This window comes from Roseinatronobacter ekhonensis, from assembly GCF_900499075.1.
GTDB classification, from domain to species: Bacteria; Pseudomonadota; Alphaproteobacteria; order Rhodobacterales; family Rhodobacteraceae; genus Roseinatronobacter; species Roseinatronobacter ekhonensis.
Genome location: NZ_UIHC01000001.1, coordinates 85,153 through 107,591, shown reverse-complemented (window position 1 = coordinate 107,591; position 22,439 = coordinate 85,153). Strand labels below are relative to the sequence as shown.

Here is a 22,439-nt window from a genome sequence, read left to right as displayed (position 1 = left end):
CATAACGGCCAGAGTGGGACCGGCCATTACGGAGGATCAGACGCCCAGACAATAGCGCATCACCGCTTTTTGTGCATGCAGCCGGTTCTCGGCCTCGTCAAACACCACGGATTGCGGACCGTCCATGACGGCATTCGTCACCTCTTCCTCGCGGTGTGCAGGCAGGCAATGCATGAACAGCGCATCGGGCTTGGCATGCGCCATCAGCGCGTCATTGACCTGATAGGGGCGCAGCAGGTTGTGCCGGCGTTCGCGGTTCGACTGGCTGTCATGCATGCTGACCCATGTGTCGGTCACGACCAGATCGGCACCGGCCACGGCGCGGGCCGCATCGCGCATGATCTCGACATGCACGCCACGATCACGGGCGAACGCCACCGCCTGCGGATCGGGGTCAAGCGCATCAGGACCGGCAAATACCATGTCAAAGCCGAATTGCCCCGCAGCGTGCAGGAATGACGCGCAGACGTTGTTGCCATCGCCAAGCCAGACCACGCGGCGGCCGCGAATGGGGCCGCGATGTTCCTCGTAGGTCTGGATATCGGCCATGATCTGGCAAGGATGGGTCGCATTGGTCAGCCCGTTGATGACCGGCACTGACGCATATTCGGCCAGTTCGTGCAGCACCGTTTCCTCATAGGTGCGGATCATGATCATGTCGACATAGCGCGACAGCACGCGGGCGGTGTCGGCAATGGTTTCGCCATGGCCAAGCTGCATTTCAGAGCCGGACAGCACCATGCTCTGACCGCCCATCTGGCGCACTCCCATGTCGAAACTGACGCGTGTGCGGGTCGAGGGCTTCTCGAAAATCAGCGCAACCATGCGGCCCTGAAGCGGTTTGTCGTCATCGGGCATACCCTTGGGGCGGCCGGCACGGGCATCTTTCATTTTGCAGGCACTATCAATCATGGCGCGCAAAGCCGCCTTGTCAGTGCTGTGGATGTCCAGAAAATGTGGCATGGTGTCGAGCCTTTTGGCTAAGAGAGGATGCGAGGGCGCTGCCCTCGCGCTCCCGGGATATTTGGGCAAGGATGAAATCAGGCAAGGGTCCGGGCAGCAGCGTCCAGGCGGACGACGGCCTCTGCCAATTCCTCCTCGGTGATGGTCAGCGGCGGCAGCAGACGCACGACATTATCGGCTGCAGGCACCGTCAGAAGGTGCTGGGCTTGCGCTGCTTTGACCAGATCGATGGCCGGGGCGCGGCATTTCAGTCCAAGCATGAGGCCCTGCCCGCGCACGCCCTCGAATATTTCGGGATGGGCGGCGACAAGCCCCTCAAGGCTCTGGCGGAAATTGGCGGATTTGCGACGGACGTCTTCCAGAAAACCCGGCGCGGTGATGATCTCGACAACCTTGGCACCCACGGCGCAGGCCAGAGGGTTGCCCCCGTAGGTAGAGCCGTGCGTACCCGCTGTCATGCCGCTTGCCGCGCGGGCATTCGCCAGCACCGCACCGAGCGGAAAGCCGCCGCCGATACCCTTGGCGACCATCATGATATCGGGCGCAATACCTGCCCACTCATGCGCAAACAGGCGTCCGGTGCGCCCCATGCCGCACTGCACCTCGTCCAGCACCAGCAGCGCCCCGGTCCGGTCGCAGGCGTCGCGCAGACCCTTCAGACAGGCATCCGGCAGGGGCCGGATCCCGCCTTCGCCCTGTACGGGTTCGAGCATGACGGCGGCGACACTATCATCCAGCGCCGCTGTCAGGGCGTCGTGATCGCCCCATGGCAACACCTTGAAACCGGGCATGAGTGGCCCGAACCCCTTGGTCATCTTGTCCGACCCGGCGGCGGCGATGGCGCCGGTGGAGCGGCCGTGAAACGCGCCCTCGAAGGTCAGGATGGTGGGGCGCTCTTCACCCGCCTCATACCAGTATTTGCGCACCATTTTCAGCGCCAGTTCCGCAGCCTCTGTCCCCGAATTGGTGAAAAAGACGGTATCGGCGAAGGTTGCGTCCACCAGCGCCTGCGCAAGCTGTTCCTGTGCCGGGATGGTGTAGAGGTTCGAGACATGCCACAAAGCCTGCGCCTGCCGGGTCAGCACCGCCACAAGTTCCGGGTGCGCATGGCCCAGAGCATTCACGGCGATCCCCGATGTCAGGTCCAGATATCGCGCGCCCGACGCCTCCGTCAGCCACGCGCCTTCGCCCGCGACAAAGGACAGGGACGTGCGGTTATAGGTCGGCAGTACCGGCGGAAAGGGGGCGTTCATGGGCAATATCCCGTCAAAAGAAGCCCTTGACCTGCCAAAGCGGCGCGGCCAAGTCAACATAGGTTATGGTGTAAAGGGCGCGCAGGCCTGCGCAGGACAGATCACGCGCCGGGGCGGCGTCGCACTGCAATAGCGAAAGAGACATGCACGGTCATGCAGATCGCGATACTCTAGGTCGCTCGCGCTGTAAACGGTCAGTCCACCACGCGCAGCGATTTGCGCTCGATAACCCTGAGCACCTGCGCCAGATCATGCCCGCGTTTCAGGATCTGGCCATCCATGTTGATCACCATATACATGCCTTGGCGATTTCGCAGCGCGGGATGTTTTTCGATCCGGTAGAGCGGATGCTCGGCGGTGCGGCGGAACACCGAAAACACCGCACATTGGCTCAGGCAGGAAATCCCGTAATCGCGCCATTCGCCGGCCGCGACCATGCGCCCGTATAACGACAGGATAACGCCAAGTTCGCGCCGGTCAAAACTGACCTGAGACACCATTGACCGGGACGAGGCTTGCATGTTCATGAATTGAGAGTGTGACGCTTGCTGCCGGAAATCAACCCCCGATACCTGCGCAGGCCCACCCGCTGGAACATGGGGCGCATTTCAGCAGCAAACTGGCGCGGACAGACTTGCACGCGACCCGGCGGCTGGGCCATGCTGCGCGCCAAGACAAATTCACAGGAAGGATTCCCCATGCGCACGCGCGCCGCAGTTGCCCTAGAGGCCGGAAAGCCGTTGGAAATCATGGAGGTGAACCTTGACGGGCCCAAGGCCGGCGAGGTGTTGGTCGAGATCAAGGCCACGGGCATTTGTCACACGGATGAGTTCGCGCGCTCTGGCGCGGACCCCGAGGGGCTGTTTCCAAGCATTCTGGGCCATGAGGGGGCGGGCATTGTGTTGGAGGTGGGCGCCGGTGTGACCACGCTGAAACCGGGCGACCATGTCATCCCGCTTTACACGCCCGAATGCCGCGAGTGCTATTCCTGCCGGTCGGGAAAGACGAACCTGTGCACTGCCATTCGCGGCACCCAGGGCAAGGGGCTGATGCCCGATGGCACGACGCGGTTTTCCATGCTCGATGGCACGCCGATTTACCATTACATGGGCTGCTCGACCTTTGCCAACCACACGGTCCTGCCCGAAATCGCGCTGGCGAAAGTTCGCGACGACGCGCCCTTCGACAAGATTTGCTACATTGGCTGCGGCGTGACCACGGGGATCGGCGCGGTCATCAACACGGCAGGCGTGGAAATCGGGTCGACGGCGGCGGTGTTCGGGCTGGGCGGCATTGGCCTGAACGTCATTCAGGGGCTGCGCATGGCGGGCGCGGACATGATCATCGGGGTCGACCTGAACGACGGCAAGGAAGAAATGGCGCGCAAATTCGGGATGACGCATTTCGTCAACCCGTCCAAGGTCGAGAGCGTGACCGCCGAGATCACGCGGCTGACGCAGCGCGGCGACGACGCGATCGGCGGCGTGGATTACAGCTTCGACGCGACTGGCAATGTCGGTGTGATGCGCGACGCGCTGGAATGTTCGCACCGCGGCTGGGGCGTGTCGGTCATCATCGGGGTGGCCCCCGCGGGCGCCGAAATCAGCACCCGCCCCTTCCAGCTTGTCACGGGCCGCGTCTGGAAAGGCACGGCGTTCGGCGGGGCCAAGGGGCGATCGGATGTGCCGAAATTCGTCGACTGGTACATGTCGGGCAAGATTGAGATTGACCCGATGATCACGCATAAACTGAGCCTCGACCAGATCAACGAGGGGTTCGAGCTGATGCACCAAGGCAAATCCATCCGCGCGGTGGTGGAGTTTTGAGCGCAAAAGGCCGGGTCCACATACGACCCGCCACCGAAGCTGACAGCATCGCGGTGTGGGCGATGCTTGAGCCGGTCTTTCGCAGCGGCGAGACTTACGCGGTGGACCCGGCCATCACCCGCAAGGAGGCGCTAGCGCTCTGGTGCAGTGGCACCCATAGCGCGTTTCTGGCGACATCGGATGGCGTTGCGGTTGGCAGCTATTACCTGTGCCCGAACCAGCAGGGCGGCGGCGCGCATGTAGCCAATTGCGGGTTTGTGACAGCACCGGATGCGCAGGGCAAAGGCGTCGCCCGCGCCATGCTGGAAGATGCGCTGGACCGCGCCCGGGCCGCCGGATTTCGGGCGATGCAGTTCAATTTCGTGATCGAAACCAACATCCGGGCCGTAGCACTCTGGCAGCAATACGGCTTCGACGTGGTGGGACGCCTGCCGGGCGCATTCCGGCACCCGAAAGAGGGTTACGTCGACGCGCTGGTCATGTATCGGGGGCTGTGACGGGGCTTCGCCCCCGCCGCGCGATGCCGCGCGGCTCCCCCAGAGTATTTGGGGCAAGATGAAGGGACAAGCATATGGCACGCGCGGGAATACCGCTTCTGGCGGTTCTGATTGACGCCGACAATTCTTCGCCCAAATGGGTCGAGGCGATTTTCGAGGAAATCGCGGCCTTGGGCGAAGCGAGCGTGCGGCGGATTTACGGCGATTTCTCGCGCAGCCAGATGTCGGGCTGGCAGGACAAGTTGCCGAGCCTGGCACTGGTGCCGCACCATCAGCCCGCCAATACCGTGGGTAAAAATTCCTCTGACATTGCGCTGGTGATCGACGCGATGGACCTGTTGCATTCAGGGCGGTTCGACGGGTTCGTGCTGGTCAGCTCCGACAGCGATTTCACGCGGCTGGCTTCGCGCATTCGCGAACAGGGGCTGGATGTGTACGGCATCGGCCAGCAGAAAACGCCGGAAGCGTTTCGCAAGGCGTGCAAGCGTTTCATATTCGTCGAGAATATCCTGCCAGAGGCCGCGCCCGATGCTGCGAAATCCACTGGGAAGGCGCAGCCCGCGCAAGCGATTCCGCTGATCAAGGCGGCGATGCAGGCGATCGACAAGGATGAAGAGTGGTTCTCGCTTGGCCCGCTGGGACAATTTATCGTCGCTGCAAATCCCGATTTCGACAGCCGCAACTATGGCTGTGCGAAACTGAGCGAATTGGTGCAACGCGCGGGCGTGTTCGAGCTGCGTAAAACCACCGGCAACGCGATGCAGGTGCGGCTGAAGCCCTAGACATGGCGGGGTTGCGGCCTTATCTGCGGTCGCATGGCCAAGATATCCGACCCGAATTACAAGATCATCGCCGAGAACCGCCGCGCGCGGTATGATTACGCGATCGAGGAAGACCTGGAATGCGGGATCATGCTGACAGGCTCTGAGGTGAAATCGCTGCGCAGTGGCAAGGCCAATATTGCCGAAAGTTATGCGGCAGTGGAAGACGGCGAACTATGGTTGGTGAACAGCTACATTGCCCCCTATCTGCAAGCCAAGACCTTTGGCCATGACGAGCGGCGGCGGCGCAAGATGCTGGCATCGCGCAAGGAGCTGGCCAAACTATGGGCCGCCACCGCCAAGCAGGGCATGACGCTCGTGCCCTTGGTGATGTATTTCAACCATCGCGGGTTGGTGAAGATCAAGATTGCCGTCGGCAAGGGCAAGAAAGTTGCGGACAAGCGCGCGACAGAGGCCAAGCGCGACTGGGACAAGCAAAAACGCCGTCTGCTGAAAGAGCACGGCTAGAGGAACAGCGCCAGCAACCACGGGGCAAGCAGCGCCGTGACGATCGCGTTCAGCGCCATGCCAATGCCCGCGAACGCGCCGGCCTGCGGGTTGACCTGAAGCGCCCGCGCCGTGCCGATCCCATGCGCGGCGACCCCCACGGCCAGCCCGCGCGCCCGCCAATCGGTGATACGCAGCGCATTCATCATCGGCGTGATCACCACGGCGCCGACCATGCCAGTCAACACCACCAGCACCGCCGTCAGCGTCGGCGAGCCGCCGAGCGACTGGCTGATCCCCAGCGCGACGGGCGCAGTGGTGCTTTTGGGCGCAAGCGTTGCCAGCATCTCGGGCGACAGTCCGAATGCCCGGCCCAAGGCCAACGCCACGGCAACGGCGGTCAACGACCCGGCCAAGAGCGCTGCGACAATTGGAAGGGCGGCGCGGCGCACGGTGGCACGATGCGCCCAAAGCGGCACGGCAAGGCAGACCGTTGCCGGACCGAGCAGAAAATGGACAAATTGCGCGCCCTCGAAATACGTGTCGTAGCTGGTGCCGGTGGCCCATAGCAGCAAGGCCAGCAACACCACCGCTCCCGCCACGGGGTTTGCCACCGGCGCGCGGCCCAGACGGGCGGCAAGCGCATCTGCCAGCAGATAGGCGACCAGAGTGGCGGTGAGCCAAACCAGCGGACCCGCTGCCAGATAGGACCAGATTTCGGTGAAATCACGCATCGGGCTTGGCTTCGGTCAGTCGCGCCACGGCCCGAAACACCAGCGCACCGACTGCAATTGCCAGCACGGTAGAGGCGATAAGCGCCACGCCGATTGCCAAAGCGTTTTCGCCCAAAAGACGCAAGTGACCGACGATGCCCACGCCAGCAGGCACGAACAACAAGGACAAGTGGCGCAATATCCCGTCGCCCACGGGGCGCACGGCCTGCGCCACGCGCGGGCTGGCCAGCATAAGGACGAACAGGCCCGCCATCCCCAGAACCGGGCCGGGCACGGGCAAGGCCAGACTGCGCGCCGCGGCCTCACCCGCCAGTTGGCAGCACAGGATCAGGGCAAAGACCCGGATCATGTCAGATTACTTCGGCGGCCAAAGAGTTCGTGACACTCTCGGTCACACGCACCCGCGCAATCTGGCCGATCTGGTCGGCAGGCGCGCGCACATGCACCGCGTGCAGGTATTCAGATTTCCCGATCAACTGCCCTGGCAGACGGCCGGGTTTTTCGAACAGAACCGACAGTTCGCGCCCGACCATGCCGGTTTGCGTGGCGCGTTGTTGCTCTGTCAAAAGCGATTGCAGCCGGTGCAGCCGGTCGGTCGCCACATCGTCAGCGACGGTTTCGCGTTCCGCCGCAGGCGTGCCGGGTCGCGCGGAATATTTGAAACTGTAGGCCTGACCGTAATGCACCGCGCGCACCAGCGCCATCGTATCCTCGAAATCGGCCTCGGTTTCGCCCGGAAAGCCGACGATGAAATCGCCCGACAGCAGAAGGTCGGGGCGCGCCGCGCGCAAACGCTCGATCAGCCGCAGGTAGCTTTCGGCGGTGTGTTTGCGGTTCATCGCCTTGAGGATGCGGTCGCTGCCCGATTGCACGGGCAGGTGCAGATAGGGCATGAGCTTCGGCTCATCGCCATGCGCGGCGATCAGGTCATCCTCCATGTCATTGGGGTGCGAGGTGGTGAAGCGGATGCGCTCCAACCCGTCAACCTTGGCCAGGGCGCGGATCAGGCGCGCCAATGTCCAGTCGCCCCCGTCGCCCTGCCCGTGATAGGCGTTCACATTCTGGCCCAACAAGGTAATCTCGCGCACGCCGCGCGCGACCAGGTCGCGCGCCTCGGTCATGATGCGGTCGACCGGGCGCGACACTTCCGCCCCGCGCGTATAGGGCACGACGCAAAAGGCACAGAATTTGTCGCAGCCTTCCTGCACGGTCAGAAACGCGGTCGGGCCACGGGTGGCACGCGGGCCACGGGGCAGGTGGTCGAATTTATCCTCTTCGGGAAAATCGGTATCGACCGCGCGCGCCCCGTTTTGCACCGCCGCCTCCATCGCGGGTAGGCGGTGATAAGTTTGCGGGCCGACAACCAGATCAACCAGCGGCTGGCGGCGCATGATCTCTTCTCCCTCGGCCTGCGCCACGCAGCCCGCGACGCCAATTTTCAACGCCGGGTTGGCCGCCTTCAAGGGTTTGAACCGGCCCAGTTCGGAATACACCTTCTCCGCCGCCTTTTCGCGGATATGGCAGGTGTTCAGCAGGATCATATCGGCATCTTCGGCGCGCTCTGTTGTGACATAGCCGGATGTGCCGAGCGCCTCGGCCATGCGCTCGCTGTCATAGACATTCATCTGGCAGCCATAGGTCTTGATGAAGAGCTTCTTCGCCTCGGCCATGCCCGGCCCCTTTTTGCTGTCGTGGTTGCTGGCCGGTCACATAACCGCGCTTTGGGTCCGGGGCAAGCGAAGCACCGCGCGCAAGGGCAAATGGTCAGACGCACGGCGCGCAAGCGGGCTGTTATGCGCGCGCAGGTCATGCAGGTCCAGTTGCGGGCTGGCCATGATCCGGTCCAACGGCAAAACTGGCATCCGCGCGGGAAAGCTGGGCCGCGTGTTGGCAGATCGTTTGACCGTGCGCAATTCACGGCGCAACGGCATCAACCCGCAATCCGCGCCAAGACGCCACTCGTTGAAATCGCCCATCACCAGCGTCGGTCGTCCATCCGGTGCGCCGACATGGCGGGCCAGAAACCGTGCCTGCACCAGGCGCGACTGCCGCAACAGGCCCAGATGGGCCGCAATCAGCCGCAAGGGTTGGCCGTGCAAAAGGATATCTGCCACGATGGCACCGCGCGGCTCTAGCCCCGGCAGCGTCACTGCCTCGGCCTGTTCCACATCTGCCCCGCGCAACAGCAGCAGGTTGCCATGCCAACCATGCGCTGCCCTTCCCAGCCGGTGGGTCAGGACCACCGGCGTCAGCCCTGTTTCTTGCGCCAAGCGGGAAGGGTCCAGCACCCCGCGCCGGTCGCCAAAGCGCCGATCAACCTCTTGCAAAGCGACAATATCGGCCCCAAGTTCCGCGATTACCTGTACCACGCGGCCCGGATCACGCCGCATATCGGCCCCGACCGCTTTATGTATGTTGTAAGAACCGACAATCGTCATGGATGCAGCCTTGGCACTCTCCTTCTTCCAGACTATGCGAGGTTGTGCACAATCCCACAATAGCGCGCGCAGGTGAAAAAACCGTTACCAAGAGGCAGTCCGTGACGCAGTCAGACACATGCGATGCGCTGGTCATCGGCGCCGGGCCGGCTGGTCTGATGGCGGCAGAGGTTTTGGCCCGCGCAGGCCGCCGCGTCACGATATGCGAGGCCAAGCCGTCGCCGGCGCGCAAATTCCTGATGGCCGGAAAAACAGGGCTGAACCTGCTCAACGCCGCCCCCCTGCCCGACCAGATCGCGACCTTCGCGGATGCAGGCGACTGGCTTGCCCCCATGCTCCACGCCTTTGGTCCCGATGATATCCGTCGCTGGGCAGAGAGTTTGGGCCAGCCAGTGTTCACCGGCTCGTCCGGGCGGATATTTCCGCGTGCGATGAAGGCCTCGCCACTGCTGCGGGCGTGGCTGGCGCGGCTCGAAGCCCATGGCGTCACTCTGCGGCGCGGCTGGCGCTGGACCGGCGGTGACTTCGATTTCGCCACGCCGGAAGGGCCGCGCCAACTTGCCCCACGCGTGGCCGTGCTCGCGCTCGGCGGCGCAAGCTGGCCGCGTCTTGGATCGGACGGCGGCTGGCGCCCCCATCTCGCGGCGCGCGGCATCATCTGCACGCCGTTCCAGCCCGCAAATATGGGCTTTTCGGTCGCATGGTCCGACTATATGCACCCTCATTTCGGCCAGCCGGTCAAGGGTGTGGGGCTCAGCGCGGGGGACCAGAGCCTGCGCGCAGAATTCGTGCTCAGCGCGCGCGGGGTCGAAGGCGGCGGCATATACGCCCTCTCGCGCCGCTTGCGGGAGGGGGCGCCCCTCGTGCTCGACCTCTTCCCCGATCTTGACGCTGCGACGCTCGACACCCGTCTGGCCCGCCGTCCCGCCAAGGAATCGCGCGGCAACCGCCTGCGCAAAGCGCTTGGCTTGACCGGCGCGCGACTGGCGCTTGTCAACGAATGCACCCGCACGCCGGACGGCGCCGCGCTCAAGGCATTGCCATTGCCCCTTGGTGCGCCCCACCCGATTGCAGAGGCGATTTCGACTGCGGGCGGCATCGCCCGCCCCGAACTTGACCATGGCCTGATGCTGCACAAATGGCCCGGCACCTTTGCGGCGGGTGAAATGCTCGACTGGGAGGCTCCGACAGGCGGTTACTTGCTCACCGCATGCCTTGCGACCGGACATTGGGCGGGCATCCACGCCGCGCAAATCTAGCCCATTCATCCTTGCAAAAATATCCTGGGGGAATCGCCCGAAGGGCGATGGGGGCAACGCCCCCTAAATTGGCCGCGCGTTCAACGCCCGCTCGCGCACGGGCAAATGCACGATGGCTGAAAACAGCCCCACGCCCACGCCGATCCACCATACCAAAGTGTAGTCGCCATACAGGTCATACAATTCTCCGCCCAGCCAAACGCCCATAAAGCTGCCAAGCTGATGGCTGAAAAACACGATCCCGTATAGCGTGCCCATGTAGCGCAACCCGTAGATATGCGCGATCAGTCCCGATGTCAGCGGCACGGTTGCCAGCCACAGCGCCCCCATGATCAGCGAGAAGAGCAACACCGATCCCGGCGTGATGGGCGACAGGATAAACGCCGCCGCAACCACGGTGCGCGCCATGTAGATGCTCGCCAAAAGGTATTTCTTGGAATACCGGTTGCCCAGCCATGCCGCGAAAATCGTGCCTGCGATATTCGCCAGCCCGATCAACGAAATCGCCACCGCGCCCAAGGCGGATGTGGTGGTTATGCCAAACCCCGCCAGCATGCCGTTCGGGTCGATAGGTCCGCACATCTCTGTCACCATGGCGGGGAAATGCGCCGTCACGAAGGCCAGTTGGTAACCGCAGGAAAAAAAGCCCAGAAAGATCAGCGCAAAACTCGGGTCGCGCGCGGCTTGCCGCAGTGCAGCCCCCATGCTTTGCTCCAGTTCTGCACGGCTGGCCGGGGTGGGCGCGCGCATCATCGGCAGTGCCAGAAGGACCAGCAAAATGGCCGCCGCGAAAATCACGAACACCATTTGCCAGCTGTAAAAGCCCAGCAATATCTCGGCCACAGGCGCGCCGAAAACCTGTCCCGCGCTGCCCGCGGCGGTCGCAATGCCCAGCGCCACGCTGCGGTTTTCATCCGACGCGGCGCGCCCGACAACGGCAAGGATAACCCCGAACCCGGTGCCGGCTACGCCAAAGCCGACCAGTATTTCCAACATCTGATGCGCGCCCGGCGTGACCGCGAAAGACGACAGCACCAGTCCCAACGCATAGACGAGGGCCCCAAGGACAATGGCGCGACGGTCGCCGAAGCGTTCGGCCAGTGCCCCGAACAACGGCTGGCCCACACCCCAAGCCAGATTCTGGACCGCAATCGCGAGCGAGAATTCGGCACGCAGCCAGCCGAATTCTTCTGCAATCGGGATCTGGAACACCCCAAAGCTTGCCCGGATGGCAAAGCTGATCATGATGATGATGCAACCGCCAATCAGGACCGGCGTTATCAGCGGCGCATGAGAGCGGTCTTGCATGGCGGCACCTTGCGAAAAGATGCGCTTAACATGTTCAAAACAAACACGGTGGTCAAGCGACCATATCCTCGGCCTGTGTCAGATCCACGCTGACCAACTGGCTGACGCCGCGTTCGCCCATCGTCACACCGAACAACCGGTCCATACGCGCCATCGAAATGGCATTGTGGGTGATGACCAGATACCTTGTGTCGGCGCGGCGCGTCATCTCGTCCAGCAGGTCGCAAAAGCGCGCGACATTGGCATCGTCCAAAGGCGCATCCACTTCGTCAAGCACGCAGATTGGCGCGGGGTTGGCCAGAAACACCGCGAAGATCAGCGCGAGCGCGGTCAGCGTCTGCTCTCCGCCGGACAAAAGCGACAGCGTCGAGAGTTTCTTGCCCGGCGGCTGGCACATGATCTCCAGCCCCGCGTCCAACGGGTCATCGGATTCGACCAGTACCAGCCGCGCCTCCCCGCCTGTGAACAGATGCTGGAACAGGTTGGAGAAATTGGCATTCACCTTGTCAAACGCGTCGAGCAGGCGCTCGCGCCCCTCGCGGTTCAGGGCGGCGATCCCGGCGCGCAGTTTTGCAATGGCCGCCTCTAGGTCCGCGCTTTCCTGCACCAATTTGTCATGTTCCTGCTGCACCTCGCGCGCGTCCTCTTCGGCGCGCAGGTTCACCGCGCCCAGCGCGTCGCGCGCGCGCCGCAATCGGGTCAAGCTGTCTTCCAGCCCACGCGGGTCAGGCAAATCGTCGGGGTCAATCGCCAGATCGTCCAACAACGCTTGCGGGGTGCTTTCCAGTTCCTCTGCAATACGGGTCGCAGCCCGCGCGGCAGCCTCTTGTGCGGCCTCATGGCGGGCTTCTGCCGTGGCACGGCCTTCGCGCGCGTCGGCGGCGGCACGTTCGGCGGCGCGCTCTGTGTCAGCCGCGGCGCGCGCGGCACCCTCGCCCGCCTTTAGCGCATCCTCGGCAGCGGCGGCGCGCGCCTCGGCGCGGGACATTTCATGATGCAGCGCGGCACGCTTTTCGGCCAGTTCGGCAGGCGCTTGGCGGGCATCTGCCAAGCGGCGCTCGGCGTCGGCGCGCCGCGCGCTCAGATCGGCAACACGATCACTGGCCGTTTCCAAGCGCGCGCGCCATCCTGACAATGATGTGGCGACCTCTTGCGCGCGCCGGGCACGCGATGCACTGTCGCGGCGCAACCTGTCAGCCTCGCTCTGTGCAGCAAGTGAGGCGCGGCGCGCTTCTGCCATGCGGGCGGCAAGTGCATCTACACCCGCGCGGGCGTCAGTCAAATCCGGCAAGGCCGCGTGCGCTTCGCGCAGCCCGTCCAGACGGTCGCTCACTTCGGCCAGTTCCAAGCGCGCGCGCTCGGACTGGGCATGCGCCGAATCGCGCCGCGACTGCGCCATATCCCGCGCTGCCGCCGCTTTCGAGCGCGCGCGCATGGCCTCTGCCTGCCGGGCTTCGGCGGATTTGCGGGCCTCTCTGGCCTGACGCTCGGCGGCAACCAGCGCATCCAGCCGCGCCTTGCGGGCGGCGTGGTCATCGCGCAATTCTTGCGCGGACTGCTCCGCAACCGCCAACTCGGGGCGCAACGCGTCCAGACGGTTGCGCTGTTCCAGCCGCAACGCAGTGGTACTCGTGGCATCCCGTTCGGCAACATGCAGCCCATCCCAGCGCCACAGATCGCCCGCCCGCGTGACAAGTCGCTGACCCGGCGCAAGCGCCGCCTGAAGCGTGGCCCCCTGTTCCGGTGACACGATGCCCACCTGCGACAGTCGGCGCAGCAGCACATCGCTGCCGGTAACATGTGGGGCCAACGGGTCGGCCAGTGCCGGCAAAGGCGCTGGCGCGGGATACGCGGGCAAGGCGGCCCAACCGGACCCGCCATCCGCAACCGGAGCACGCAGATCGTCGGCCAGCGCCGCGCCCAGCGCCTGCTCATACCCCGGTGCCACCCGCAGCCGGTCGATAAGCTGCGCTGTCCCATCCGTGTCACGCGCGACCAGCTTGGCAAGCGCGGCCTCTTCAGAACGCAGGCTGCGGGCGGTGCCCTCTGCCTCTGAGAGTGCGGCACGCGCCTCTGATTCTGTCGTTTGGGCCGCAGCGCGAGCGGCTTCGGTCTGGCCAAGCGCCGCATCGGCGCGGGTGGCAAGGTCTTCGCCTGCGGTCGCCTCATCCTCGGCATGCGCGAGCGCGGCGACCGCGCGCTCTAGCTCTGTCACAGCTTCATCCTGCGCGGTCTGTGCCGTTGCCGCCTGATCCTGTGCGCGGGCGGCCTGACGTTCGGCCTCTTCCAGCGCGCGGGCGACGCTTTGCGCTTCGGCCACAAGTCCTGCAACCTGTTGGGTTGCAGCGCTATGCGCGGCCTCTGCTTCGGCCAGACGGGCCGCGCAGGCCTCCATATCCGCGTCGGCGGCGTGCTGGCGGGCCTCTTCGCCGCTGGCGGCCTCTTCCAGTGCCGACGCCTCTGCCTCTAGCTGTGCGAGCGTGTCATGGGCGTCGGTGTTCAGCGCCTCTTCGCGGGTGATGTCTTGGTCCAACTGGGCAATGCGCGCGCGCAGGCTGCGCAGCCGCGCATCGGCGCGTTCGGTGTCGGCATCCAGCGTCTGCCGCTCGACCGCCAACCGTTGCAGCACCGCGCCCGCAACTGCCGATTCCTCGCGCAACGGGTCCAGCTTGCCATCGGCCTCTGTCCGGGCAAGCGCGGCCTGTCGCGCGGCGGTCTCTGCCTGAGCCAATGTTGTGAGTGCCGCGCGCAGTGTCGCGTCGGCCTCTGTGCGGGCATGGTCGGCTTCGCGCCAGCGCGCATACAGCAAAAGCCCTTCAATGTGGCGCAACTCCGCCCCGATCTTGCGGTAGCGCTCGGCCTGTTTTGCCTGCCGTGCAAGGCCGGCAAGCTGCCCCGCCAGTTGCTCGACCACGTCGCCGATGCGCTCCAGATTGGTTTCGGTCGCCCGCAGCCGCAATTCGGCTTCGTGACGGCGCTGATACAGGCCGGAAATGCCCGCCGCTTCTTCCAGAATGCGGCGGCGGGCCTTGGGTTTGGCGGAAATCAGTTCGGATATTTGCCCCTGCCGCACCAGCGCCGGGCTATGCGCGCCGGTCGAGGCATCGGCGAACAGCATTTGAACATCGCGCGCGCGCACCTCTTTGCCGTTGATGCGATAGGCGCTGCCCGCGTCGCGGGTGATGCGGCGGACCACCTCCAACGTGTCGGCATGGTTAAACGCCGCCGGGGCAAGACGCGCGGAATTGTCGAGCTGAAGCGTGACTTCGGCGAAATGACGTGCGCCGCGACTGTCGGTCCCCGCGAAGATCACATCTTCCATGCCCGCGCCACGCACCGCGCTGGCGCGATTTTCGCCCATGACCCAGCGCAGGGCTTCCAGCAGGTTGGATTTTCCGCAGCCGTTCGGCCCGACCACGCCGGTCAGGCCCGGATGGATTATCAAATCCGTCGGGTCGACAAAACTCTTGAAACCGTTCAGGCGCAGGCGGGTGAATTGCATGGGCGACCACGTTGTAACAGCGGTTAGCTTGGCAAGGGACGAAGCGCAGAGTCAAGCAACTTGACTGCATGCTGTGCATAAATATAACTTATCCACAACATATGGTCCAATACGCGCCGCCCGACAACGCCAGTCGGCCGGGTGTCACGCCAACGCGATCCAGTCGCGCGCGGCGTCGAGGTCTTCCATTCCGAAAAACCGCACCTGCGAGTGGATAACCGCGCCTGCGGCTTTTGACATCGGGCCGATCCAGCCAAGATCCGACACAACCGCGACATGGCTGATCTTTGGAATGTTCTGCCAGTCGAACTTGATGCCGGGCCACAACATGGACGGATCGAAACCCTGAAAGCTTTCGATCACCTCGATGAACTTGACCTTGCCGTGCCGGTCAATGAAGGCCTGCATCGGCTCTACGGCTGCGGTGTAGTCATCCATCGTGATTTTGCCATGCACGATGATTTCGGCCACGCGGGTTGCGTCATCTTCTCGATATTCGATCGTCATGTGCCACACTCCTTTCGCTGAAAGAAGAGTGTAGCATTGCCCCGTGCATCCGGAATTGACCCAGATCAGCGCGCGCGCTTAGGTTTGCGGTTCGGCCTGCGGGTCCGGCCCGCGCCATTCGCCCTGCTCTTTCAGCGCTTCCATCACTTCGCGTGGCATATAGGTCTCGTCATGCTTGGCGAGGATTTCGCTGGCCACGAACACACCGTCGACCAGCCGCCCGGTGCCAACCATGCCTTCGTTTTCCGAAAACAGGTCCGGCAAGATCCCTCGGAAATGCACTTCGACAGATGCAGGGCCGTCAGTCACGCGGAAGATGACTGTATCGGACTGGCCGCGCACGATGGACCCCGGTTCTACCAGGCCACCGATGCGGAAAACTTCGGTCGGTTCGGGCGGGGTTTCGACCACCTGGCTGGGTGAGCGGAAGAAATTGATCCCGTCGCGCATCGCATACCCGATCAGCGCGGTCGATAGGGCCAGCGCTACCGCCGCAACGGCGATAATCTGGATACGGCGGGTTTTCTTCAGGCTTTTCATCTCATCCTCACGTTATGGAAAGACGGGCGCACCCATCAAGCCAGTCGTCTCGGGCAGACCGAGCATAAGGTTTGCGTTCTGCACCGCCTGCCCGCTGGACCCTTTGCACAGGTTGTCCAGCACAGCCACCACCAGAGCGCGCCCCGGTATACGGTCGCCCACAATGCCAATATGCACGAAATTCGATCCCCGCACATCATGAGTTGACGGGGTTGTGCCAAAAGGTAGCACTTTCACGAAAGGTTCATCGGCGTAGCGCGCTTGCAAGACGTTGTGAATGCGGTCGGCATCGCCATCCAGCCACGCGGTCGCAAGGATACCACGGTTCATTGGCAGCAGATGCGGTGTGAACTGGATCCGGACCTCGCGCCCGGCAATGGCCGAGAATTCCTGATCGAATTCGCCCAAATGCCGGTGTGTGCCGCCCACGGCATAAGCCGCTGTGCCCTCGGACAATTCGGCATGCAGCAGGTTTTCCTTGAGCGCGCGTCCCGCGCCCGAAACCCCGCATTTCAGATCCATAATGATTCGGTCCAGATCAATACACCCCGCCTCTATCAGCGGGCGCAGGATATACTGGCCGGTGGCCGCGTTGCAGCCCGTGCCCGCGACCAGACGCGCGCCGCTGATCTGCGCGCGGTAGAATTCGGTCAGACCGTAGACGGCCTCTGCCTGCAACTCGGGCGCGGCATGGTGCTGGCCATACCACTTTTCATAGGCCGCAGGGTCGCGCAGACGGAAATCAGCGGACAGGTCCACCACGCGCAGATCACCGGGCAACGCCTTTATGACCGCTTGGCTGGTCGCATGGGGCAACGCGCAGAAGGCAAGATCAATCTTGGCGAAATCCACCTCGTCGATGCGGCACAGGTCGGGCAGATCCAGATGGCGCAGAAACGGAAACACCGAAGCCATGGGCTGGCCCGCCTTGCGCTCGCCGGTCAGCGCCGCGATCCGCAGGTCGGGATGGGTGGAGATCAGGCGCACAAGCTCTGCGCCGGTATAGCCCGACGCGCCAAGGATTGCGATGTTTTTGGTCATGGTGCGGTCCCCTGTCGGATGCGCGGGCAGGCCAGCGGCGTGCCGTGAGTATTTGGGGCAAGATGAAGATCAGGCCGGTTGAAAGGTAATCTGGCGACGCAGGAATTGCGTGGCCTTGCGCGAGACGTTGGCCGGATCGCCCGTGGTCAGGAAGACGGATGCCTGCCCCGGCCCGATCATTTCGGGGCGGCGGGCAAGATAGTCCGACAAGCTGTCGGCCACCAGGTCGGGCTGGGAATAGACGGCAACATCTGGGCCGAGCGCGGCGCGGAACGCCTCTTCGAGAAGCGGATAGTGCGTGCAGCCCAGAACGGCGGCTTGGGGATGGGGCATCCGGCGCTTGAGCGATTCGACATGGCTGTGCACGAGCGCCTCGGCGAGGATCATGTCGCCCAACTCGATCGCATCGACCACGCCACCGCAGGGCTGTGCCTCTACGTCGACGCCGATGGCGCGGAACGCCAGTTCGCGCTGGAACGCGCGGCTGGAGACGGTCGCGGGCGTGGCAAAGAGCGCAACATGCCCGACACCCACCTCACGCGGGGGGGAGTTGTCGCCCCACTGGCGTTCGGTCAACGCTTCGATCAGCGGCACGAACACGCCCAGCACGCGCTTGTCGGCGGGCACCCATGTTTCCTGCATCCGTTTCAGCGCCGCCGCAGAGGCGGTGTTGCACGCAAGAATGACCAGATCGCACCCCTCGGCCCAGAGCCGTTCGACCCCCGCGCAGGTCAGATCGAAAATCTCTTGCGGATTGCGGGTGCCATAAGGGGTGTGCGCGTTGTCACCGTAATAAACGAACGGCACGTCCGGCAGCTTGTCCACCAGAGCGCCCAGCACCGTCAAACCGCCCAAGCCCGAATCGAACACGCCGACTGCCATCTGCCTAATCCTTGGTCGTTGCGCCCCGCACGGCAATACCGTTGCGGGCAATCGTTGCATGATTAGGCCGCATGGGCGCGAAAATCCATCCTGTTCTTTGTCCCATCTGCGCCGTCGCGGCCCACGCCTTTCGCACAGCGAACGCGCAACGGGCAGCCTTTTGGCACGCAATGCGCCTGAAAACATGTTATTGAGCAGGTCGCGCTTTCCTGAGCCGACGTTTGGGCATAAGACGCGGCAGAGTGATTGCGGAAACAGAGCAAAGACATTGACGCGATGGATTGGGACAAGCTGAGAATTTTTCACGCCGTTGCCGATGCCGGCAGCCTGACGCATGCCGGAGACGCGCTGCAATTGTCGCAATCCGCCGTCAGCCGCCAGATCCGTGCGTTGGAAGAGGCCTTGGATGCCAGCCTGTTTCACCGACACGCGCGCGGACTGATCCTGACCGAGCAGGGCGAACTGCTGTTCAACGCCACCAAGTCGATGTCGCGCGATCTGGAAACCGCCTCTGCGCGCATCCGCGACAGCGAGGACGAGGTGTTCGGCGAGTTGCGTGTGACGACGACCACGGGTTTCGGGACGCTGTTTCTAGCGCCGCGCCTGCCCGCGCTTTACGCGCAATATCCGGAGCTGAAGATCGACCTGATGCTGGAAGAGCGCGTGCTCGACCTGCCGATGCGCGAAGCCGATGTCGCGATCCGCATGAAAGAACCAAGCCAGGCTGACCTGATCCGCAAACGCCTGATGAATGTGAACATGCGACTATTCGCGACCTCTGAATACCTGCGCGCGAACGGGACACCTGCGATTGTCGACGACCTGTCGGATTATCGCCTGATCTCGCAGAACGTGACCTCTGCGCAGGTCAGTGTCGGCTCGCAACTTATCCGAGAGTTGAATGCCCGCCCGCTGCGGTCGACCTTTACGGTCAATAACTACTTCGGGGTGTTGCAGGCGGTGCTGAACCATCTGGGAATCGGGGTTCTGCCCGATTACGTCGCAGAAGATTTCCCGGAACTGGTGCATGTCCTGCCAGAGGTCTCGAGCGGCGATATTCCTGTCTTTCTGGCCTTCCCAGAGGAATTGCGCCATTCGCGACGGATCGGGGCTTTTCGCGATTTCGTCGTGCAGGAAATTCAAGCGTATAGGCGTGCGCGCCAGCTTCAACCCTAGCGGGTTTTTTGGGCGCGCCTGAGGCATGTGTGCAACGCATATCGGAGTTGTTTGCGTCGCAGGGGAATTTAACTTGCGTAGCAAGTAGATGGTCATTTAATAGGCAAGTAAGACGTGATTGAGGATCTTTCATGTCTTAACCTCCCTGTTGGACTTCGGCCGAGCATTGCGCTCGGCCTTTTTTTTACGCTAGGCGCTCTGTGAAGTGGCCAGTCGCAAAACGCCAGCCAGCGCTGCTTTCGCCCCATCGGAGTGTGCGTATCAGATGCGTCGACGATGACCCGCGCGCGACCATGTGCCTTATGTTGGGAACACCCTATGCCGCAAACCTCTGCCAATACAGATTTCTTAGGGCGCGGTGAGGCTGCATTTCCAATGCCGCAGCGGGAACTGGATCGCCTTTCACAGCGCCGATGGATTTTACGATATGCACGCAAAGGCGGTGTTGGCGCGGAAATCGGAGTTTTTCGCGGGCATTTCAGTGAAATCATCTGCCAGACAATCGCGCCGCGCAAGCTATACCTGATAGATCCTTGGACCAAGTTGGGCGCAACCTTTGGCTGGGGCAAGGCCTATACCGCCGACGACACTTTGCCCACGGCACAGGCCCGCGATGAGGCCCGCGCGCGCGTCACGGCTTTTGATGAGGTCGAGGCAGTTCTGCTCGAAGACCGCTTTCCCGCTTGCCGCGACAGCCTGGCGGACATGCTTGACTTCGCCTATCTGGATGCCTCGCATGATTACGCAGCGACCTTGACCGAGCTTCTGGCGTTGTCAGACCATATTGCTACGGATGGAGTCATTCTGGGTGATGACTGGCAGATCAATCCCGCCCATCAACACCACGGCGTGTTCCGCGCAGTGCAAGAGTTTACGCGCATGCAGCCGTGGCAGATTGCGGCCGCCGGTCCCGGTGGCCAATGGGCCTTGGCCCGAGGTTGACGGGGCAAGATCGGCGTTTGCCCCCTTTTTCTTGGACACATGATGCCCTAAGAGGCTGGAAGCCTGCCTGAGAGGATGCCGCCGATGACCGACCCTGCCCTGACCCCGGAACTGATCGCAGCGCATGGCCTGTCGCCCGACGAATACGACCGGGTGTTGGAAATCATCGGTCGCACGCCAAGTTTCACCGAACTTGGAATCTTCTCGGCCATGTGGAACGAGCATTGTTCCTATAAGTCTTCGAAGAAATGGCTGCGCACCCTGCCGACCACCGGAGCGCAGGTGATATGCGGGCCGGGCGAGAATGCGGGCGTGGTCGATATCGGTGACGGGCAGGCCGTGATCTTCAAGATGGAAAGCCACAACCACCCCAGCTACATCGAACCCTATCAGGGGGCTGCGACAGGCGTGGGCGGCATTCTGCGCGACGTGTTCACAATGGGCGCGCGGCCGATTGCGGCCATGAATGCGCTCAGCTTCGGGGAACCCGGCCATCCAAAAACCCCGCATCTGGTATCGGGCGTGGTGCAGGGCGTGGGCGGTTATGGCAACTGTTTCGGCGTGCCAACCGTGGGCGGCGAAGTCCGCTTCCATCCGGCCTATAACGGCAATTGCCTTGTAAATGCCTTTGCAGCCGGTCTGGCAGATGCGGACAAGATTTTCTATTCCGCCGCCAGCGGTGTCGGCATGCCCGTGGTTTACCTTGGGGCCAAAACAGGTCGCGACGGTGTGGGCGGCGCAACCATGGCCAGCGCTGAATTCGACGAAACGATAGAAGAAAAACGCCCCACCGTGCAGGTGGGCGACCCGTTTACCGAAAAGCGCCTGCTGGAAGCGTGTCTGGAACTGATGGCATCGGGTGCCGTGATTTCCATTCAGGATATGGGGGCCGCGGGCCTGACATGCTCGGCCGTGGAAATGGGCGACAAGGGCGGTTTGGGTGTGAAGCTGCAACTCGATGACGTGCCGCAACGCGAAGCGGCGATGACGGCCTACGAGATGATGCTGTCCGAATCTCAGGAACGCATGCTCATGGTTCTGAAGCCTGAGATGGAGGCAGAGGCCCGCGCGATTTTCGTCAAATGGGACCTGGATTTCGCCATCGTCGGCGAGACGATTGCAGAGGATCGCTTTCTCATTGTGCATGGCAATGACGTGGTGGCCGATCTGCCACTGTCGCAACTGTCGTCAAGCGCGCCGGAATATGACCGCCCGTGGGTGGAGACACCCGTCGCGGACGACCTGACCGACCTGCCCGCGATAGCCCCGATGGACGGGCTGCGCGCGCTCATCTCCTCGCCCAATTACGCCCATAAAGCGTGGGTGTGGGAGCAGTATGACAGTCAGGTCATGGGCGACACCATCCGCACCCCCGGTCTTGGCGCGGGTGTTGTGCGCGTGCACGGGACTAACAAAGCGCTGGCCTTTACCAGCGATGTGACCCCGCGCTATGTGCGGGCCAACCCGTTCGAGGGCGGCAAACAGGCCGTGGCCGAAGCTTACCGCAACCTGACCGCCGTGGGAGCGACCCCATTGGCGAGCACCGACAACATGAATTTCGGCAACCCCGAAAAACCCGAGATCATGGGCCAGTTCGTGGGTGCTATTCAAGGCATCGGGGCGGCCTGCACAGCATTGGATATGCCCATCGTGTCGGGCAATGTGAGCCTGTATAACGAAACCGATGGCGCACCCATCCTGCCCACACCCACCATTGGCGCGGTCGGTCTGATCGCGGACATGGGCGATATGATTGCGGGCCTGCCTGCCGAGGGTGATCTGGCGATTGTCATCGGTGAGACGACGGGGCATCTGGGCCAATCCGCTCTTCTGGCCGAAGCCGCTGGGATAGAGGCGGGCGACGCCCCTTATGTCGATCTGGACGCCGAGCGCCGGAACGGCGAGTTCCTACGCGCGAACCGGATTTGCGCGCGGGCCGCGACCGACCTGTCGGATGGCGGGCTTGCACTCGCCGCGTTTGAAATGGCCGAAGCCGCAGGGATCGGCGTTGCGCTCGACATCCGCAATATCGGCCAGCTGTTCGGCGAGGATCAGGCACGCTACCTTGTCGCCGCCAGCTTCGATCAGGCAGAGGCGCTGATGGTGGCGGCAGGTCAGGCCGGTGTGACCGTGGCCATGGTTGGCCGCTTCGGTGGCGATACCGTCAAACTGGGCCGCGACAGCGCGCCCCTGGCCGAATTGTCCGCACTTTATCGGGGCAGTTTCGCCAAAGCCATCGGCGCGGCTTGATTCACCAAAACGCTGGGATTACCTATCTTCGCGTGACCAGACAGGGACCAAAG

22 protein-coding genes are annotated in these 22,439 nt (G+C 63.3%); 8 read left to right on the top strand and 14 right to left on the bottom strand.

Going from position 1 to position 22,439, the window contains the following annotated elements:
* Positions 1-36: 36 nt before the first annotated feature.
* The 4 genes from argF to ROE7235_RS00525 all read right to left on the bottom strand — a co-directional run bounded on the left by argF (position 37) and on the right by ROE7235_RS00525 (position 2,743).
* The gene (gene argF, locus ROE7235_RS00535; RefSeq protein WP_121092702.1) at positions 37-963 is read right to left on the bottom strand and encodes an ornithine carbamoyltransferase; all 927 of its coding nucleotides are present in this window, start codon (positions 961-963) and stop codon (positions 37-39) included.
* Between the two features lie 77 nt (positions 964-1,040).
* The gene (locus tag ROE7235_RS00530) at positions 1,041-2,216 is read right to left on the bottom strand and encodes an aspartate aminotransferase family protein (RefSeq protein WP_121092701.1); all 1,176 of its coding nucleotides are present in this window, start codon (positions 2,214-2,216) and stop codon (positions 1,041-1,043) included.
* Positions 2,217-2,229: 13 nt separating this feature from the next.
* Positions 2,230-2,361 (bottom strand): hypothetical protein, encoded by a 132-nt coding sequence (locus ROE7235_RS20775; RefSeq protein ID WP_281272822.1) that lies wholly within the window; start codon positions 2,359-2,361, stop codon positions 2,230-2,232.
* A gap of 49 nt (positions 2,362-2,410) precedes the next feature.
* Positions 2,411-2,743: a DUF2794 domain-containing protein gene (locus ROE7235_RS00525; protein ID WP_121092700.1), complete on the bottom strand. Its 333-nt coding sequence runs from the start codon at positions 2,741-2,743 to the stop codon at positions 2,411-2,413.
* A 171-nt stretch (positions 2,744-2,914) separates the two neighbouring features.
* Between ROE7235_RS00525 and ROE7235_RS00520 the strand changes: the two genes are divergently transcribed.
* The 4 genes from ROE7235_RS00520 (at position 2,915) to smpB (ending at position 5,828) form a co-directional block, all read left to right on the top strand.
* Complete coding sequence (locus ROE7235_RS00520) at positions 2,915-4,042, top strand: S-(hydroxymethyl)glutathione dehydrogenase/class III alcohol dehydrogenase (RefSeq protein WP_121092797.1); 1,128 nt, start codon at positions 2,915-2,917, stop codon at positions 4,040-4,042.
* Positions 4,043-4,104: 62 nt separating this feature from the next.
* Positions 4,105-4,539 (top strand): GNAT family N-acetyltransferase, encoded by a 435-nt coding sequence (locus ROE7235_RS00515; protein WP_121092796.1) that lies wholly within the window; start codon positions 4,105-4,107, stop codon positions 4,537-4,539.
* Between the two features lie 74 nt (positions 4,540-4,613).
* Positions 4,614-5,321 (top strand): NYN domain-containing protein, encoded by a 708-nt coding sequence (locus ROE7235_RS00510; protein ID WP_121092699.1) that lies wholly within the window; start codon positions 4,614-4,616, stop codon positions 5,319-5,321.
* Positions 5,322-5,354: 33 nt separating this feature from the next.
* Positions 5,355-5,828, top strand: a complete 474-nt coding sequence (gene smpB, locus ROE7235_RS00505; protein WP_121092698.1) for an SsrA-binding protein SmpB — start codon at positions 5,355-5,357, stop codon at positions 5,826-5,828.
* Here the strand turns inward: smpB and ROE7235_RS00500 are convergent.
* The 4 genes from ROE7235_RS00500 to ROE7235_RS00485 are packed head-to-tail and all read right to left on the bottom strand — an operon-like array spanning position 5,825 to position 8,979.
* The gene (locus ROE7235_RS00500) at positions 5,825-6,541 is read right to left on the bottom strand and encodes an LrgB family protein (protein WP_121092697.1); all 717 of its coding nucleotides are present in this window, start codon (positions 6,539-6,541) and stop codon (positions 5,825-5,827) included. The genes smpB and ROE7235_RS00500 overlap by 4 nt on opposite strands.
* Entirely contained in the window at positions 6,534-6,890 is a 357-nt protein-coding gene (locus tag ROE7235_RS00495; protein WP_121092696.1) for a CidA/LrgA family protein, read from the bottom strand. The genes ROE7235_RS00500 and ROE7235_RS00495 overlap by 8 nt, the downstream gene beginning before the upstream one ends.
* A gap of 1 nt (position 6,891) precedes the next feature.
* Positions 6,892-8,211, bottom strand: coding sequence for a tRNA (N6-isopentenyl adenosine(37)-C2)-methylthiotransferase MiaB (gene miaB / locus ROE7235_RS00490; protein ID WP_121092695.1), 1,320 nt, complete (start codon positions 8,209-8,211; stop codon positions 6,892-6,894).
* Positions 8,212-8,247: 36 nt separating this feature from the next.
* Entirely contained in the window at positions 8,248-8,979 is a 732-nt protein-coding gene (locus ROE7235_RS00485) for an endonuclease/exonuclease/phosphatase family protein (RefSeq protein WP_121092694.1), read from the bottom strand.
* Between the two features lie 101 nt (positions 8,980-9,080).
* On the opposite strand from ROE7235_RS00485, the gene ROE7235_RS00480 reads away from it, so the two are divergent.
* The gene (locus ROE7235_RS00480) at positions 9,081-10,238 is read left to right on the top strand and encodes a BaiN/RdsA family NAD(P)/FAD-dependent oxidoreductase (RefSeq protein ID WP_281272821.1); all 1,158 of its coding nucleotides are present in this window, start codon (positions 9,081-9,083) and stop codon (positions 10,236-10,238) included.
* A 63-nt stretch (positions 10,239-10,301) separates the two neighbouring features.
* Here ROE7235_RS00480 and ROE7235_RS00475 read toward each other — a convergent pair whose 3' ends face one another.
* From ROE7235_RS00475 to ROE7235_RS00450, 6 genes are all read right to left on the bottom strand, one after another.
* A complete protein-coding gene (locus ROE7235_RS00475) occupies positions 10,302-11,546 on the bottom strand; it encodes an MFS transporter (protein ID WP_121092692.1) in 1,245 nt (414 codons plus the stop codon).
* Positions 11,547-11,598: 52 nt separating this feature from the next.
* Positions 11,599-15,048, bottom strand: a complete 3,450-nt coding sequence (locus ROE7235_RS00470; protein WP_121092691.1) for a chromosome segregation SMC family protein — start codon at positions 15,046-15,048, stop codon at positions 11,599-11,601.
* A gap of 144 nt (positions 15,049-15,192) precedes the next feature.
* Positions 15,193-15,555, bottom strand: a complete 363-nt coding sequence (locus ROE7235_RS00465) for a SpoIIAA family protein (protein WP_121092690.1) — start codon at positions 15,553-15,555, stop codon at positions 15,193-15,195.
* 78 nt (positions 15,556-15,633) lie between these two features.
* Complete coding sequence (ccmE, locus tag ROE7235_RS00460; protein WP_121092689.1) at positions 15,634-16,095, bottom strand: cytochrome c maturation protein CcmE; 462 nt, start codon at positions 16,093-16,095, stop codon at positions 15,634-15,636.
* A 12-nt stretch (positions 16,096-16,107) separates the two neighbouring features.
* On the bottom strand, positions 16,108-17,136 hold the full coding sequence (gene argC, locus ROE7235_RS00455; protein WP_121092688.1) for an N-acetyl-gamma-glutamyl-phosphate reductase: 1,029 nt from the start codon (positions 17,134-17,136) through the stop codon (positions 16,108-16,110).
* 69 nt (positions 17,137-17,205) lie between these two features.
* A complete protein-coding gene (locus ROE7235_RS00450; protein WP_121092687.1) occupies positions 17,206-18,018 on the bottom strand; it encodes a glutamate racemase in 813 nt (270 codons plus the stop codon).
* Between the two features lie 276 nt (positions 18,019-18,294).
* Between ROE7235_RS00450 and ROE7235_RS00445 the strand changes: the two genes are divergently transcribed.
* The 3 genes from ROE7235_RS00445 (at position 18,295) to purL (ending at position 22,386) form a co-directional block, all read left to right on the top strand.
* Complete coding sequence (locus ROE7235_RS00445; protein ID WP_121092686.1) at positions 18,295-19,194, top strand: LysR family transcriptional regulator; 900 nt, start codon at positions 18,295-18,297, stop codon at positions 19,192-19,194.
* Between the two features lie 375 nt (positions 19,195-19,569).
* Positions 19,570-20,136, top strand: a complete 567-nt coding sequence (locus ROE7235_RS00440; protein ID WP_183073227.1) for a class I SAM-dependent methyltransferase — start codon at positions 19,570-19,572, stop codon at positions 20,134-20,136.
* An 84-nt stretch (positions 20,137-20,220) separates the two neighbouring features.
* The gene (gene purL / locus ROE7235_RS00435; RefSeq protein ID WP_121092795.1) at positions 20,221-22,386 is read left to right on the top strand and encodes a phosphoribosylformylglycinamidine synthase subunit PurL; all 2,166 of its coding nucleotides are present in this window, start codon (positions 20,221-20,223) and stop codon (positions 22,384-22,386) included.
* Positions 22,387-22,439: the final 53 nt, after the last annotated feature.

Coding starts and splice junctions, on each gene's coding strand:
- argF (WP_121092702.1), bottom strand. CDS start 963: ATGCCACATTTTCTGGACATCCACAGCACTGACAAGGCGGCTTTGCGC.
- ROE7235_RS00530 (WP_121092701.1), bottom strand. CDS start 2,216: ATGAACGCCCCCTTTCCGCCGGTACTGCCGACCTATAACCGCACGTCC.
- ROE7235_RS20775 (WP_281272822.1), bottom strand. CDS start 2,361: ATGTCTCTTTCGCTATTGCAGTGCGACGCCGCCCCGGCGCGTGATCTG.
- ROE7235_RS00525 (WP_121092700.1), bottom strand. CDS start 2,743: ATGAACATGCAAGCCTCGTCCCGGTCAATGGTGTCTCAGGTCAGTTTT.
- ROE7235_RS00520 (WP_121092797.1), top strand. CDS start 2,915: ATGCGCACGCGCGCCGCAGTTGCCCTAGAGGCCGGAAAGCCGTTGGAA.
- ROE7235_RS00515 (WP_121092796.1), top strand. CDS start 4,105: ATGCTTGAGCCGGTCTTTCGCAGCGGCGAGACTTACGCGGTGGACCCG.
- ROE7235_RS00510 (WP_121092699.1), top strand. CDS start 4,614: ATGGCACGCGCGGGAATACCGCTTCTGGCGGTTCTGATTGACGCCGAC.
- smpB (WP_121092698.1), top strand. CDS start 5,355: ATGGCCAAGATATCCGACCCGAATTACAAGATCATCGCCGAGAACCGC.
- ROE7235_RS00500 (WP_121092697.1), bottom strand. CDS start 6,541: ATGCGTGATTTCACCGAAATCTGGTCCTATCTGGCAGCGGGTCCGCTG.
- ROE7235_RS00495 (WP_121092696.1), bottom strand. CDS start 6,890: ATGATCCGGGTCTTTGCCCTGATCCTGTGCTGCCAACTGGCGGGTGAG.
- miaB (WP_121092695.1), bottom strand. CDS start 8,211: ATGGCCGAGGCGAAGAAGCTCTTCATCAAGACCTATGGCTGCCAGATG.
- ROE7235_RS00485 (WP_121092694.1), bottom strand. CDS start 8,979: ATGACGATTGTCGGTTCTTACAACATACATAAAGCGGTCGGGGCCGAT.
- ROE7235_RS00475 (WP_121092692.1), bottom strand. CDS start 11,546: ATGCAAGACCGCTCTCATGCGCCGCTGATAACGCCGGTCCTGATTGGC.
- ROE7235_RS00470 (WP_121092691.1), bottom strand. CDS start 15,048: ATGCAATTCACCCGCCTGCGCCTGAACGGTTTCAAGAGTTTTGTCGAC.
- ROE7235_RS00465 (WP_121092690.1), bottom strand. CDS start 15,555: ATGACGATCGAATATCGAGAAGATGACGCAACCCGCGTGGCCGAAATC.
- ccmE (WP_121092689.1), bottom strand. CDS start 16,095: ATGAAAAGCCTGAAGAAAACCCGCCGTATCCAGATTATCGCCGTTGCG.
- argC (WP_121092688.1), bottom strand. CDS start 17,136: ATGACCAAAAACATCGCAATCCTTGGCGCGTCGGGCTATACCGGCGCA.
- ROE7235_RS00450 (WP_121092687.1), bottom strand. CDS start 18,018: ATGGCAGTCGGCGTGTTCGATTCGGGCTTGGGCGGTTTGACGGTGCTG.
- ROE7235_RS00445 (WP_121092686.1), top strand. CDS start 18,295: ATGGATTGGGACAAGCTGAGAATTTTTCACGCCGTTGCCGATGCCGGC.
- ROE7235_RS00440 (WP_183073227.1), top strand. CDS start 19,570: ATGCCGCAGCGGGAACTGGATCGCCTTTCACAGCGCCGATGGATTTTA.
- purL (WP_121092795.1), top strand. CDS start 20,221: ATGACCGACCCTGCCCTGACCCCGGAACTGATCGCAGCGCATGGCCTG.